We start from the raw sequence: 13105 nt of genomic DNA, 5'->3' as shown, positions 1-13105 counted from the left end.
CGCGCTTACAGCATCGGGGTTTGTGCCGGAACGGCAAGGGCATCGTTCTCGACCACGTGCACCTTGGTATCGTTGCTCAGGCGAACCTGACCCGACAGCACGATTTGATCGCCAGCCTTGATGCCGGACAGCACATGGACATCGTTGCCGCGACGCTCACCTGCCTTGACCACCACCTGCTTGGCGCGTTTCACGCCGTCAGCCTCGTGAATGACGTAGACGTTCTCGCCATAGAGGGTGAAGGAGATGGCGGACTGCGGGATCACGATCTGGTCCTTCACCGTGGGCAGTATGATGCTGGCGCGGGCGAACATGCCGGAACGGAGCTGGCCGTCGTTGTTCGGAATGTCTGCCTGCACCTGGATCAGGCCGCTCTGATAGTTGACCGCGGGCTCGATGGCTGTGATTTGGCCGTCAAACTGGGTCTGGGGATAGGCATCCACGTTGATCTTGATGGTCTGTCCCAGGGTGATTTTGGAGATGTCGGTCTGGGGCACGGTGAAGCGCAGGCGCATCACGCTGGTGTCTTCCAGGCGCACAATCTGGGTACCCGGTTCCAGATACTGGCCGAGGAAGACGTTGCGCAGGCCCACGGCACCGCTGAAGGGGGCTCGCACCTCACGACGGGCGATGGTGGCCTTCAGACTGTCGATGTCCGCCTCGAGGGAGCGGTAGCTTGCCTCGGCATCATCCAGCTGGTCCCGGGAGATGGAGTTCTTCTGATAGAGGTTCTTGTAGCGCTCGAACTTGGCCCTGGCTGCCGGCAGTCTGGCCTGGGAAGAGTTCAGATTGGCTTTTTCCACACTGGAGTCCAGGCTCAGCAGCAGTTGATCCGCTTTGACATGTGCCCCCGATTCGAACCGGATGCTGTCGATGGTGCCTGACAGCTCGCTGGAGAGGGTGACCCCCTGGTTCGGCTCGATGAAGCCGATGGCTTCAATGGTGGGGACCCAGTCCTGCGCCTTGGTGACCATGGCGGTGACCGGGAACTCGGGCTCGGGCCGATTGGCCATGAACTCTGCAATCTTCTTCTGCTTGAACATATTGAAGCCGATGACACTGCCAAACAGGGCGAGTGCTATCAGCAACATGATGGCCATCCACTTTTTCATGAACAGGCTCCTGTGATGGAAACATTAGGGTTTAAAATGGCATTCCAGCTGGCCCGGATGACCGTCTCCAGCTGTTCCTGCGTCAATTCGAAATCGTGAACCCGGCGCTGCTGTGCCAGGTTGGCCACGCAATCCAGACTCAATGCTTGCAACACCAGAATGGGGAGATCGATGAAGAGTCCCTGTTGGCGTCCTTGCTCAAAGAAGCGCTCAAGTGGCGCCCACGTCGCCATTATGACCGGATCCCGCTCCAATTCAGCCCCCAATGGAGAACTTTCGTACTGCAATTTGCACTTGAGCGCATTGGGGTAGCTGGTGAAGATGGCATCGATGTTGAGCCAGAGGCGTCGATACTGCTCATAGGACACCTCTTCTATCTGCACACCTTCCATGACCAGGGGATGACACTTGAGGATAGTGTGCTGATAGAGCTGGCGGATCAGGTCATCCTTGTCGCTGAAATAGCGATAGATGGTGCCTGCCGCCACCTTGGCTTTCTTGGCGACCACGGCAATGGAAAGGCCGTAGAAGCCCTGCTCGCCGAGGATCTCGTGAGCTGCTTCGAAAATGCGTTCTTTCTTATCCATGGTTATCAGAGGTCAACGACTGAATGAACGTTCATTCATTCTAGGTGGGCGCAAAGGCAAGTCAAGCATTGCCCATCATCTCTGACCCTATGGGGTGAGGGATTCAAAAAGTAGTGGGGAATTGCTGGATCCAGCCTGAACAAAACAAAAATAGTTGAAAAGGGTCGGAAGTGATTGAAAAATAGGCACTTGATTTTTTGTGTCAAAAAAAGAGTAGACAAGGTCGGCATCATCATCAATAATGCGCCCCGTTCGACAGCGTAGCGCCCGTAGCTCAGCTGGATAGAGCGCTGCCCTCCGGAGGCAGAGGTCACAGGTTCGAATCCTGTCGGGCGCACCATCAAAAGTGCGCCGGTTAAACGGGCGTGTTGAAGAACGAAAACAGCTGTGGTGGCTGTAGCTCAGTTGGTAGAGTCCCGGATTGTGATTCCGGTTGTCGTGGGTTCGAGCCCCATCAGCCACCCCATTTTACAGCTTGTCAGGTACGCGAAGGTGGCGGAATTGGTAGACGCGCTAGCTTCAGGTGTTAGTGCCCCCCGGGTGTGAGGGTTCGAGTCCCTCTCTTCGCACCATACTTGCTGTATGACGAGGATGACCAGATGGTCATCTTTGTGTTTTTGGAATACCCCCTCGGTGATTAGCGCAGCCCGGTAGCGCATCTGGTTTGGGACCAGAGGGTCAAAGGTTCGAATCCTTTATCACCGACCACATTTGAAAACCCCGCTCAGGCGGGGTTTTTGCTTTTTGGCATTTCTCTTCCGCTTTTTCCTGTCACGGCTTTTTACACTTCTTCAGGCGCCTGTTCGCCACGAGTTCGGTATGCTGGGCCCGGAGCCGCGAGACAGGGGACGCTCGGGCACGGACCAGATACAAGGCCTATGCATCACCATATCACTTCTCTTCAACTCTCCGTGCTGGCCATGGCCGCACTGCTGCTGGGTGGTTGCGCCCTGCAGCCGAAACCGGAAGATCTTCTGATGGGCACCGCCCCCAGGCCAAAGGCCGAACTCGAGGCCACCTTGGTGACCAGTGGTGGCTTCTGCGTGACCCTGAGCGAGCAGGGCCGTCTGCTGACTCAGCCCTGCGATCAGCAATCGAACCAATCATTCAGCTGGGATGTCGGTGCCCTGCGACTGGCCGGGGATTGCCTGGTCGCCAAAGGGGAGGATGGTCTGGGGATGGAGGCGTGCCGGGAGGAGAGCCATCAATGGCAGTGGCAGGGGGATCGTCTGTTCAATCGGCAGGTGTCGCTGTGCCTGGATGTGGCGGGTCGCCGTCACAAGCCGGCCGTCCCCCTGCGCCTCGCCGAATGCTATGGCGGCGCCAACCAGAGCTTTGAGTGGACGCCATCCGGCACGCTGTTGAACCGTCTGATGCACCCGGCACTGGCGTGGTGACAAGAGAGCGAGAAACAAAAAGGGTGGCCACATGGGCCACCCTTTTTCGATCCGCGATGGGGATGCCTTATCAGCGGGTCTGGGAGGCGAACAGTTTCTCCAGATAGACGGCAACGCCATCTTCATCGGAAGTGAGGGTCTGTTCATGCTCTGGCAGGGCCTGCTTGAGGCGATCGTGGGCGTTGCCCATGACCACGCCACGGCCCACCATGCTCAGCATTTCGAAGTCGTTCATGCCATCGCCGAAGGCCACGGCCTGGGACATCTCCAGCCCGTGCTGCTCCAGCACGGCGCGCACTGCATTGCCCTTGTGCACGCCGGCGTGCATCACCTCGAGGCAGTCAGGCAGGGAGAAGGTGACGTTGATCCGATCACCATATTGCTGGTTGAGGTGCGCCTCTATCTTCAGCAGCTTGTCGTGGTCGCCGATGTAGAACACTTTGTTGACCCTGTCCTTCGGGTGGTTGGCCAGATCCGCCAGGCGGTAGCTGAAGCCGGAGTCGTGATGGAACTGCAGCAACCAGGGCAGCTCTTCTTCCACCAGCCACTCGTCGCCGTAGTAGACGTTGATGTGGATGGACGGGTCGCGTTCCATGGCGATCAGCTCGGCCGCCACCGTGCTCGGTAGCGCCTGGTTGTAGACCAGCTGATCCTGCTTGTCGTGTACCACGGCGCCGTTGGAGGTAATGAGGTAGATATCCAGCCCCAGTGCATCGCGGATGCTGCGCACATCCACATGGTGACGGCCGGTGGCGACCACGAACTTGACGCCCTGATCGACCAGACGGTGCAGGGTATCCCGGGTGCGGGAGGAGATCTGGTGCTGCCCGTTGAGCAGGGTACCATCGAGATCGGACACAACTACCTTGAACATCATTACCTCGACTTCAATTGAACGCCGGGGGAGTGTACCCCAGCGTCTGCCGTCACCCCATTTATTTAGGGATCCAAAAAATAACCAGCCCCTTCTGGTTGCGTCAGTAGCGCGCGAAGAAGGCCAGGGTCGCATTGAGCGCGGCCTGGCGCTGGGGATCCGCCTCGATGAAGAGCTCATGCCAGGCTCCGTCGATGCGCAGCGGCTTGCCCCCTTCACATTGGGCCTTGGCGCAGAAGGCCTCCTGGGCGGCGTTGTCCACCACGCTGTCCTCGCCGGCCTGCAGCAGCAGCAGCGGCGTCTTGATGGCGCCGGCGTCGGCTACGGCCGCGTCCGATCCTGTGATGGCCTGATGGATCCAGTGGGCGGTGGCGCCCCCCAGCCTGACCTGGGGATGCTGCTCGTAGATCTGGCGGAAGGCCTGATAACGCACCGTGCTGTGGGTCAGCTCGTTGTCGGCAAAGCCGTGATCCTCATAGGGTCCCTGACCCGGGCCGTAGGGGGGCTCGCCCACCCAGCCGCCGACCGTGCCGATGGTGGCCGCCAACCCCTTGGCCAGCCACTTGGCCAGCCACTTGGGCAGGCCGCCGAGGTTGATGCCCATCATGGGGGAGGAGAGCACCGCCGCCTGGATGTCGTTCGGCCAGCGTTCCAGATAGCGGGCCGAGATGGCCCCCCCCATGGAGTGGGCCAGCAGGAACAGCTTGGCAGGCTTGTCCGGTACAATCACTTCGTCATGAAACTGTTTGAGATCGGCGACATAGTCGTCGAACTGGTCGACATACCCCTTCTCTTTGTCGGCCAGCATGCGGTCTGACATTCCCTGGCCGCGATGATCGATGAGGTAGAGGCTGTAACCCTGGCACCAGAGATCCCAGGCCAGCTCCTGATACTTGAGGTAGCTCTCGACCCGGCCGTTGACGATGAGGATGGCGCGATCGATCTTGGGTTGGCGCAGGGCGGCATAGCGGAGGGTGACCCCGTCCTTGCCCTTGAACTCCCCCTCGACGGCATGCTGGCGCCAGAAGTCGGGCAGGGTCTGCTGATAGAGGGCGGGGATGTCGGCTTCAGTGGTCAGCTGGTAAGGATTGCTCACGGCAAGGGCTCCGGCAGAAAACAGGGTCAGGGCCAGCAGGGAAAGGGAGGCAGGTTTCATCGGGCAAGCTCCTCGCGCCAGTGGTGGTAGAGCGCAGTGATATCGTTCGAGCAGAGCAGGGGCATGACGGCTTGCAGGCTGGGCAGCGGCCAGTCCCACCACTGCATGGCTTGCAGCATGGCGACCTGCTCCTCGTCAAAGCGGGGGCGGATCGGCCTGGCCGGGTTGCCGCCCACTATGGAGTAGGGGGCCACATCCCGGGTGACCACGGCCCGGGTGGCAATGACGGCGCCATCGCCGATGGTGATGCCGGGCATGATCATGGCTTCCGAGCCGATCCAGACATCGTTGCCGATCCGGGTGTCTCCCTTGCGCAGAAAACCGTCCTGCACGCCGTCACCGAAGCGGGCAGCATCGAAGGGGAAGGTGGAAACCCAGTCCATCCGGTGACCCTGGTTGCCCGCCAGCATGAAGGTGGCGCCGGAGGCGATGGAGCAGAACTTGCCGATGATCAGACGGTCAACTTCCTTACCCCACTGGCCACTGTCCCAGGACTCCCGCGTCGAGCCATCGCCGAGCAGGTAGCGCACGCAATGATCCTCGAACGGCTTGCCGTGGTAGTAGCCGGAGTAATAGCTGTATTCCCCGGCCTCGATATTGGGGTTGGTCAGATGATCCCGTATGACCTGGGATTCCAGCCAGCTGCCGAACGGATTTTCCATCACTGATCCTGCCATTCATCTTCTTCCTGTTGTGCGGCCCATCCTTTGCGGGTCAGCTGCATCTGCTGCCACCAGCGTTCGTCCGCCAGGATCTCGCCGGTCGGGCCGAGCTGGGGGTAGGGCATCTCTTTCTCCTTGCAGAGCTGGGCATAGACGGGATAGCCCCCCTCGAACAAGATGGTGTTCTGCTCCTCCAGGTCGAGCGGGCAGCCGCGCTGGTAGCAGCCGGCCAGTTCGCGCTGGCGCTGGGCCTCATAGAGGATGGCGGCGGCGGCCACCGAGACGTTGAGGGACTGCACCATGCCCACCATGGGGATGACGATATGGTGATCGGCCAGGGCCAGCGCCTCTTCGCCGATGCCGTGCTTCTCCTGGCCCACCAGGATGGCGGTGGGTCTGGTGTAGTCGATGGCGCGAAAGTCCACGGAGCTGTCGGAGAGGTGGGTCGCCAGGATCTGCATGCCGGAAGCCTTGAGTTCGGTCACTGCACTGCCGATGTCCGGGTGCAGCTTCACGTCCACCCAGTTCTGGCTGCCGCGGGCGGTGCCCTTGCGCTTGTGGATCCAGCTCTTGGGCCAGACCGCGTGCACCCGGTGGATGCCGATGGCATCGGCAGTGCGCACGATGGCGGCCAGGTTGTGAGGTTTATGAACCTCTTCCATGCAGACGGTCAGGTCGAGCTGGCGCTGGGCCAGCATGTCGGAAATGCGTTTGAAGCGTTCAGGAGTCATGTCGGTTTCTATGTCGTGAGGCCGGTGCATGCAACAAGGCTGGTGGCTTGCGGCATGGGGCCCTGGGTATTTCTTGAAAAGCAGCAGGCGGCTTGCGCCGCCTGTGTTCAGTTTTTCTGTCGGCTCACCCTGAGCACGTTGGGCATGACCCGGATCTTGCGCATGATGTTGGCGAGGTGGATCCGGCTCTTGGTGGTGATGAGCAGGGTGACCACATAGACCCGGCCATCCTTCTCCTCGGTGCTGATGGCGTGGATGTTGGCGCCGGTGGCGGCAATCACGTTGGCCAGCTCCGCCAGGGCGCCCTGGTGGTTGACGATCTCGATGCTGATGCCGGTGCGGAATTCCTGCTCCTGCTCCTTGTCCACCTCCCACTGCACCGGCAGGTATTTGTCCGGTTCGCGGCTGTAGCCCTTGATGTTGCGGCAGGACTCCTGGTGGATCACCAGTCCCTTGCCCGGGCTGATGTGGGCGATGATGGCATCCCCCGGGATGGGGCGGCAGCAGTTGGCGAAGGTGACCAGCATGCCGTCGGCCCCCTTGATCGGCATCTTCTTGCTGGTGGATTTGGGCTGCTCTTCCGGCGGCAGCTCATCCCCGAGCATGCGGCGGGCCACCATGACGCTCATGGCGTTGCCAAGGCCCACGTCGGCCAGCAGCCCCTGCAGGTTCTCGTGTTTGGTGTCGGCCAGCACCTGCTTGACGCGGGCTTCCGGGATGTCTTCGATATTCTTGGCGCCGAGGGCATGGTTGAGCAGGCGGCGGCCCAGCACCACGGACTCTTCGGTGCGCAGGTTCTTGAGGAACTGGCGGATCTTGGAGCGCGCCTTGGTGGTCACCACGAAGTTGAGCCAGGCCGCGTTGGGGCGAGCCCCCGGCGCCGTGATGATCTCCACCGTCTGGCCGGAATGCAGCGGGCTGCTGAGCGGATAGGGGTGGCGGTCGACCCGGGAGCCGACGCAGGCGTGACCGATGTCGGTGTGCACCGTGTAGGCGAAGTCCACCGGGGTGGCGCCGGCGGGCAGCTCCATGATGCGGCCTTCCGGTGTGAAGACGTAGATCTCGTCGGGGAAGAGGTCGGTCTTGACCCCCTCGATGAACTCGAAGGAGCTGCCGGCGCTCTGTTGCAGCTCCAGCAGGCTCTGCATCCAGCGCTGGGCGCGGATCTGGGCCGTGGTGCCCGAGCTGTCCCCATCCTGCTTGTAGGCCCAGTGGGCGGCGACGCCCTTGTCAGCCATCTGGTCCATGAACTCGGTGCGGATCTGCACCTCCACCGGTACCCCGTGGGGGCCCACCAGGGAGGTGTGCAGGGACTGGTAGCCGTTGGTCTTGGGGATGGCGATGTAGTCCTTGAAGCGACCGGGGCGCGGCTTGTAGAGGCTGTGCATCTGCCCAAGCACCCGGTAGCAGGTGTCTATGTCTTTCACTCTCACTCTGAAAGCATAGATATCCATCACTTCGTGGAATTGCAGTTCTTTCTTCTCCATCTTGTTGTAGATGGAGAACAGGTTCTTCTCGCGTCCGCTCACTTGGGCATCGATGCCGGCTTCCCGCAGACGCCCCTCAATCTCGCTCTGGATGGAGTCGATGATCTCGCGCCGGTTGCCACGGGCGCGGCGCACCGATTCCCGCAGCACCCGGGAGCGCATGGGGTAGAGCGCCTCGAAGCCGAGCTCTTCCAGCTCGTTTTTCATGGTGTGAATACCGAGGCGGTTGGCGATGGGGGCGAAAATCTCGAGGGTTTCCCGGGCGATGCGGCGGCGCTTGTCCGGTCGCAAGGAGCCGAGGGTACGCATGTTGTGAGTGCGGTCGGCCAGCTTGATCAGGATGACCCGGATGTCCTGGGTCATGGCCATCATCATCTTGCGGAAGTTCTCGACCTGGGCTTCCTTGCGATCGCGGAACTTCAGCTTGTCGAGCTTGGAGACACCGGAGACCAGCTCGGCGACGGCGTTGCCAAACTGCTCGGCAAGATCGTCCTTGGTGACAGGGGTATCTTCGATGACGTCGTGCAGCACGGCAGCCATCAGAGTCTCATGATCGAGGCGCATGTCGCCCAGGATGCGGGCCACGGCAACGGGATGAGTGATGTAGGGTTCACCACTGGAACGCATCTGTCCCTGGTGAGCATCACGGGCTACCACATAGGCTTGCCTGAGCTTCTCAACCTGCTCGGGTGGCAGGTAGGAACTGGCTATTTCTTTAAGATTTTCAAATAAATACAAGACAGTCCCCGCAGCGGTTAAACGGCAATCCGTGAAATTGAGGGTATGCCCTCGAGTTTGCGAGGTTTTCGAGCGGTTGTAAATGGGGAGAACAGCCGGCACCCGGGCGGGCGCCGACTATGGGAAGCGACTGACTTAGCCGCGACCTTCTGCGATGGCAGCAACGGCAGCCAGCTCGGCGGCTTCCTGCTCTTGCTGCTCGTAGCGGTCCTGGGTGTCCATCACCTGGTTGTTGACCAGACCCAGTTCGATCTCGCGCAGGGCGATCACGGTCGGCTTGTCGTTCTCTTCGTCGACCAGGGGATCCTTGCCTTGTACCGCGATTTGACGAGCGCGGCGCGCGGCGACCAGCACCAGGTCAAAACGGTTACCTACCTGTTTTACAGCATCTTCTACAGTAACGCGGGCCATGCGGGACTCCAGTGTTTGGGCTTTCTGTGATTGAAAAAGCGGTGTTTAAAAATGACGCAAAAGTTTACTTGTTTTTGGCTTACTCTGCCAGTAGCTGTTTCAGCAAGTTTTGCTGGGCCTGCTGTTGCTGACGCATTTCCAGGCGCTGGCACTCGACGACGGCCCTGAGCTGGAACAGTGCCAGCTCAAAGTCTTCATTGATGATGACATAGTCATACTCGTCGTAGTGCACCATTTCGGCAATGGCTTTCTCCATCCGGCCCTTGATCACCTCGGCGCTGTCCTGGCCGCGGCCGATCAGGCGGCGCTCCAGCTCCTCGCGGCTGGGGGGCAGGATGAAGATGGACTTGGTCGGCATCAGTTCGCGGATCTGGCGGGCACCCTGCCAGTCGATGTCGAGGAAGACGTCGATGCCCTGCGCCAGACAGGCCTCGATGGCGGCGCGGGAAGTGCCGTAGTAGTTGCCGAAGACTTCTGCCCACTCCAGAAAGTCACCGCGCTCGATCAGCGCCTTGAACTCTTCCACCTTGACGAAGTGGTAGTGCACCCCGTGCTCTTCACCGGGACGGGTGGCGCGGGTGGTGTGGGAAACCGACAGCTGCATCTTGCCGGCGGCGTTGTGCTGGGTCAGCAAGGCATTGAGCAGGCTGGACTTACCGGCCCCGCTCGGGGAAGAGATGATATAGAGAGTGCCTTGTTGCGCCATGTCTGTACCTTTAAGCGATGATCCGCGCTTTGGTTGTAGCAGAGGCCGCCGTCTTGTGCCCGATAAGGGAGACGGTTGCTCGCAATGCGCGGAGGAATCAGAGTCAGGAGGATGTAAAGGCGGCGAATGTTAGCAGATGGGGGCGGATAAAAAAACGGCCGGAATCATATTCCAGCCGATCAAAATATCCGTAGCTTGCTGTGCGGGCGTTACCCGCATAGAGGGCCATTCTGCCCACGGAGCCGGGGCCGGGCCATCAGATTATCCCTGCGCCAGGGCTCGGAATTTCCGAGTTGCCCTGGGTCGATAGAAGATGCTTGTCGGTACAGAGGCGGTCGAAGGCGGCGATGACTCGCTCGCGGCTTATCTTGGCCATGGCGTCCGGATCCTTGAGGCGGGTGCGCCAGCCGAGCTCGGCCAGCGGCTTGCCGGTCTCCTGCTCAATCAGTTCCTGATAGACGCTGACCAGATAATCCCGGCACAGATAGGGGCCGGTACGCTCCAGGTTGTGGTGGGCGTAGAGGCCGATCACGGGTGTCCCCACCAGGGTGGCCATGTGGGCAGGGCCGGTATCCGGGGCCAGCACCAGGCTCGCCTCGCCAATCAGCGCCAGCAATTGCTTGAGGCTGGTCTGCCCCACCAAATCTGCCGGCTTGCTCTGGCTGAGGCGCTGGATCTCGGCGGCGAGATCCCGCTCCAGCCTGGCCGGTCCGCCACACAGATAGACCTGAAAGCCCTTGTCTGCGGCGTGATCCGCCAGCGCGGCATAGCCGGCGGCAGTCCAATTCTTGAATGCCTTGCTGGCAGCGGCGCAGATGAGCAGGGTCGGCTTGCCGCCAATTTTCTCCTTCGCCCAGGCCTGGTGCTCGGCGCTGATGGGCAGTTGCCAGTCCGGGGTCAGATCCTTTATCCCGAGCTCTTTGGCGAAGGCGAGAAAGCCGTCCAGCACGTGGGGGGAGGCGGGTGAGGGGACCCGATGGTTGGTGAACAGCCACTGACCGTCGCTGGCGCGCTCCCGATCAAACCCGAGTTTGACCTTGGCCTTGATGCCGAGGGTGGCGATGCTGGCACGCATGGCGGCCTGCAGGTGGAGCAGGGCATCGAACCTGCGCCCCTTGAGGGTCTGCCAGAGATCGCGATAGCCGCGCCAGCCCTTGCTCTTGTCGAAGGGAATGACCTCGACCCCCGGCAGATCGGCGAACAGGGTCGCCTCAATCTTGCCGGTGATCCAGGTGATGCGGGTCTGGGGCCACTCCCGCTGGATGACGCGTACCAGCGCCAGCGCGTGGCAGCAATCTCCGATGGCGGAGAGCCGCAGGATGCAGATGGAGGAGGGCGGCGTTTGGAACAGCGGCATGATGTGGCGCAACGATGGCAAAATGGATGGATGGCATTATGCAAACTCCCCTGTGGATTGTAAAATTGCGCCGGTTGCCCGACCGGCACGGCTTTCTGAATGGATGCCCTGCCCCCACTATCGACCGGAATTCTCATCATGCTGACACACACCACCCACAACCAGGTCTGCTGGTATGCCGACGGAGTCTTCCGCGATCCTTCCCCTGCCTTGTTCGATCCTGTCTGGTGGCAGACCCATCGCCAGGTGGTGGGCTCTTCCATCGGCCGCGGGGTGACCTGGTTCGTGAAGGATGAGTCCCGTCACTTGGTGCTGCGTCACTACTACCGTGGCGGCATGGTGGGCAAGCTGGTGCGTGACCGGTTCTGGTTTGAAGGGGTGGAGAGCAGCCGGGCCATGGCTGAATATCGTCTGCTGGCGACCCTGAGTGAACAGGGGCTGCCGGTGCCGCGCCCCTTTGCGGCCCGCATGGTCAAGCAGGGGCCCTTCTATCGGGCCGACATCCTGATCGAGCGCATTCGCGGCGCCAAGGATCTGGTGGCCCTGCTCAAGCAGGGGCCGATCGCCGGTGAGGTGTGGCACAAGATAGGCAAAACGGTGCGCCAGTTGCACGATGCAGGGGTCTATCATGCGGATCTCAACAGCCACAACCTGCTGCTCGACAAGGAGGGCAAGGTGTGGGTGATCGACTTCGACAAAGGAGCCATCCGCTCCCCCGGCAACTGGCAGCAGGCCAACCTGGAGCGGTTGCTGCGCTCCTTCAACAAGGAGTCGCAACTGCACACCAGCTTCCACTTCGTGCCGGAGAACTGGCAGGCCCTGATGGCAGGCTATCAGGGCAAGGTGGCGTGACGTCGGGTTCCACTTCGTAGCTGGAGGCTGGCAGGCCCTGATGGCGGACCACCGGGGGCGAGAGGTGCGAGGCCAGCGATGCTGGCGCGGTTGCTCGGCGCCAGCACCAATGTTACTTATTGAGTGTGATTGCTTGGACAGATATTCAGATCCGGTTTCGAGGCGCGTGATGGAAAGGTATGAGACTGCCGGGGTTGAGGTCACCACTCCCCTTGAGGTGACGCTGATGGCACAGGCCATGGCGATGTTGGAGGCCGGGATCTGGACCTGGTCGGCCGGGCAGGGTCTGAGGCGGGACCCTTCCTGTCTGCAACTGCTGGGTCTGGAGGGGGGCGAGCTGGGGGATCTCGGCTGGCTGGATCGGGTACATCCGGATGATGCTCCCCGTCTGGCAGAGGCCCTGGAGGCCTGCCAGCAAGGGCGCAGCAACGGGCTTCGACTCGAGTACCGCATCCTGCACCATCAGGGCCATTACATCCGGCTGGAGGAACGGGTCCGTCGTGACGAAAGGGGTCAACTGCTGGGGGTGGTTCGCCATCTGGATGCCGCCATGGCGCCCCTGGAGGATCGCCACGACACGGATCCCCTCACCGGCCTCGAGAGCCGCAGCCACTTCGAGCTGTTGCTGGATGAACGGCTGGCCAGCGAGAGCGGCAGTTTCTGTCTGCTGCAGTTCAGCGTGGATCACCGCAGCAAGATCCTGCAGTTGTTCGGGGAGGCGGCCTGCGACGCCATGCTGGCCAAGCTGGCCCGCATCGTGCGCCGCGAGCTGCGCCGGGAAGATCCCTTCGCCCGTTGGGACGAAGACGGCTTCATCCTGATGCTCTCCCAGACCGATCGGTTGAGCGGCCTGGAGATTGCCGAGCGGCTGCGTCTCGAGATCGCCGACGCCAGCCTGCTGCCCCAGCGCCCGGTGACCGTGAGCATCGGCCTGGTGCAGAGCCAGAGTGCCGAGCAGCTCGATCACCTGCTGGCCCGGTTGGCCTCCTGCCACGGTCAGGCGAAGCGGGAACACAACGCCGTGGTCGGCTGACG

Annotated in this window: 13 protein-coding genes and 4 tRNA genes; 7 read left to right on the top strand and 10 right to left on the bottom strand. The window is 61.4% G+C overall.

Going from position 1 to position 13105, the window contains the following annotated elements; genetic code table 11:
- Positions 1 to 5 precede the first annotated feature (5 nt).
- Complete coding sequence (locus tag C2U30_RS13840) at positions 6 to 1112, bottom strand: efflux RND transporter periplasmic adaptor subunit (protein ID WP_039040661.1); 1107 nt, start codon at positions 1110 to 1112, stop codon at positions 6 to 8.
- Complete coding sequence (locus C2U30_RS13835; RefSeq protein WP_042864666.1) at positions 1109 to 1699, bottom strand: TetR/AcrR family transcriptional regulator; 591 nt, start codon at positions 1697 to 1699, stop codon at positions 1109 to 1111. Before C2U30_RS13835 ends, C2U30_RS13840 begins: the two co-directional genes overlap by 4 nt.
- Positions 1700 to 1962: 263 nt before the next feature.
- Here C2U30_RS13835 and C2U30_RS13830 point away from each other — a divergent pair.
- The 5 genes from C2U30_RS13830 to C2U30_RS13810 all read left to right on the top strand — a co-directional run bounded on the left by C2U30_RS13830 (position 1963) and on the right by C2U30_RS13810 (position 3096).
- A tRNA-Arg gene (locus C2U30_RS13830) sits at positions 1963 to 2039 on the top strand.
- A gap of 50 nt (positions 2040 to 2089) precedes the next feature.
- Positions 2090 to 2165 (top strand) — tRNA-His (locus C2U30_RS13825).
- 20 nt (positions 2166 to 2185) lie between these two features.
- Positions 2186 to 2271 (top strand) — tRNA-Leu (locus C2U30_RS13820).
- Between the two features lie 59 nt (positions 2272 to 2330).
- Positions 2331 to 2407, top strand: a tRNA-Pro gene (locus C2U30_RS13815).
- Positions 2408 to 2577: 170 nt separating this feature from the next.
- The gene (locus C2U30_RS13810; protein ID WP_069784772.1) at positions 2578 to 3096 is read left to right on the top strand and encodes an RICIN domain-containing protein; all 519 of its coding nucleotides are present in this window, start codon (positions 2578 to 2580) and stop codon (positions 3094 to 3096) included.
- Between the two features lie 70 nt (positions 3097 to 3166).
- Here C2U30_RS13810 and C2U30_RS13805 read toward each other — a convergent pair whose 3' ends face one another.
- The 8 genes from C2U30_RS13805 to C2U30_RS13765 form a co-directional block, all read right to left on the bottom strand.
- Positions 3167 to 3970: a Cof-type HAD-IIB family hydrolase gene (locus C2U30_RS13805; RefSeq protein WP_042016195.1), complete on the bottom strand. Its 804-nt coding sequence runs from the start codon at positions 3968 to 3970 to the stop codon at positions 3167 to 3169.
- A 103-nt stretch (positions 3971 to 4073) separates the two neighbouring features.
- Positions 4074 to 5126: an alpha/beta fold hydrolase gene (locus C2U30_RS13800; RefSeq protein WP_103243939.1), complete on the bottom strand. Its 1053-nt coding sequence runs from the start codon at positions 5124 to 5126 to the stop codon at positions 4074 to 4076.
- Positions 5123 to 5788, bottom strand: a complete 666-nt coding sequence (locus C2U30_RS13795) for a CatB-related O-acetyltransferase (RefSeq protein ID WP_069784770.1) — start codon at positions 5786 to 5788, stop codon at positions 5123 to 5125. The genes C2U30_RS13800 and C2U30_RS13795 overlap by 4 nt, the downstream gene beginning before the upstream one ends.
- Positions 5788 to 6519 (bottom strand): tRNA (guanosine(18)-2'-O)-methyltransferase TrmH, encoded by a 732-nt coding sequence (gene trmH / locus C2U30_RS13790; protein WP_069784769.1) that lies wholly within the window; start codon positions 6517 to 6519, stop codon positions 5788 to 5790. The genes C2U30_RS13795 and trmH overlap by 1 nt, the downstream gene beginning before the upstream one ends.
- A gap of 107 nt (positions 6520 to 6626) precedes the next feature.
- Entirely contained in the window at positions 6627 to 8744 is a 2118-nt protein-coding gene (gene spoT / locus C2U30_RS13785) for a bifunctional GTP diphosphokinase/guanosine-3',5'-bis pyrophosphate 3'-pyrophosphohydrolase (RefSeq protein WP_039040667.1), read from the bottom strand.
- 135 nt (positions 8745 to 8879) lie between these two features.
- Entirely contained in the window at positions 8880 to 9155 is a 276-nt protein-coding gene (gene rpoZ, locus C2U30_RS13780; RefSeq protein ID WP_005307060.1) for a DNA-directed RNA polymerase subunit omega, read from the bottom strand.
- A 79-nt stretch (positions 9156 to 9234) separates the two neighbouring features.
- On the bottom strand, positions 9235 to 9861 hold the full coding sequence (gmk, locus tag C2U30_RS13775) for a guanylate kinase (RefSeq protein ID WP_069784768.1): 627 nt from the start codon (positions 9859 to 9861) through the stop codon (positions 9235 to 9237).
- 256 nt (positions 9862 to 10117) lie between these two features.
- On the bottom strand, positions 10118 to 11218 hold the full coding sequence (locus tag C2U30_RS13765; protein WP_103244706.1) for a glycosyltransferase family 9 protein: 1101 nt from the start codon (positions 11216 to 11218) through the stop codon (positions 10118 to 10120).
- Positions 11219 to 11356: 138 nt separating this feature from the next.
- Between C2U30_RS13765 and C2U30_RS13760 the strand changes: the two genes are divergently transcribed.
- Together C2U30_RS13760 and C2U30_RS13755 are read left to right on the top strand one after the other, a co-directional pair.
- Positions 11357 to 12070 carry a 3-deoxy-D-manno-octulosonic acid kinase gene (locus C2U30_RS13760; protein ID WP_010672321.1) on the top strand — a complete coding sequence of 238 codons (714 nt, stop codon included), beginning with the start codon at positions 11357 to 11359 and terminating at the stop codon, positions 12068 to 12070.
- Positions 12071 to 12239: 169 nt separating this feature from the next.
- Positions 12240 to 13103, top strand: coding sequence for a GGDEF domain-containing protein (locus C2U30_RS13755; RefSeq protein ID WP_042864659.1), 864 nt, complete (start codon positions 12240 to 12242; stop codon positions 13101 to 13103).
- The last annotated feature ends 2 nt before the right edge of the window (positions 13104 to 13105 follow it).

The sequence above is a fragment of the Aeromonas sp. ASNIH5 genome (assembly GCF_002902865.1).
In the GTDB taxonomy this organism is placed as follows: domain Bacteria; phylum Pseudomonadota; class Gammaproteobacteria; order Enterobacterales; family Aeromonadaceae; genus Aeromonas; species Aeromonas caviae.
Note: the sequence above shows the minus strand (reverse complement) of the source record. Positions and strands in the feature narration are given on the sequence as shown.

Coding starts and splice junctions, on each gene's coding strand:
- C2U30_RS13840 (WP_039040661.1), bottom strand. CDS start 1,112: ATGAAAAAGTGGATGGCCATCATGTTGCTGATAGCACTCGCCCTGTTT.
- C2U30_RS13835 (WP_042864666.1), bottom strand. CDS start 1,699: ATGGATAAGAAAGAACGCATTTTCGAAGCAGCTCACGAGATCCTCGGC.
- C2U30_RS13810 (WP_069784772.1), top strand. CDS start 2,578: ATGCATCACCATATCACTTCTCTTCAACTCTCCGTGCTGGCCATGGCC.
- C2U30_RS13805 (WP_042016195.1), bottom strand. CDS start 3,970: ATGTTCAAGGTAGTTGTGTCCGATCTCGATGGTACCCTGCTCAACGGG.
- C2U30_RS13800 (WP_103243939.1), bottom strand. CDS start 5,126: ATGAAACCTGCCTCCCTTTCCCTGCTGGCCCTGACCCTGTTTTCTGCC.
- C2U30_RS13795 (WP_069784770.1), bottom strand. CDS start 5,788: ATGGAAAATCCGTTCGGCAGCTGGCTGGAATCCCAGGTCATACGGGAT.
- trmH (WP_069784769.1), bottom strand. CDS start 6,519: ATGACTCCTGAACGCTTCAAACGCATTTCCGACATGCTGGCCCAGCGC.
- rpoZ (WP_005307060.1), bottom strand. CDS start 9,155: ATGGCCCGCGTTACTGTAGAAGATGCTGTAAAACAGGTAGGTAACCGT.
- gmk (WP_069784768.1), bottom strand. CDS start 9,861: ATGGCGCAACAAGGCACTCTCTATATCATCTCTTCCCCGAGCGGGGCC.
- C2U30_RS13765 (WP_103244706.1), bottom strand. CDS start 11,218: ATGCCGCTGTTCCAAACGCCGCCCTCCTCCATCTGCATCCTGCGGCTC.
- C2U30_RS13760 (WP_010672321.1), top strand. CDS start 11,357: ATGCTGACACACACCACCCACAACCAGGTCTGCTGGTATGCCGACGGA.
- C2U30_RS13755 (WP_042864659.1), top strand. CDS start 12,240: ATGGAAAGGTATGAGACTGCCGGGGTTGAGGTCACCACTCCCCTTGAG.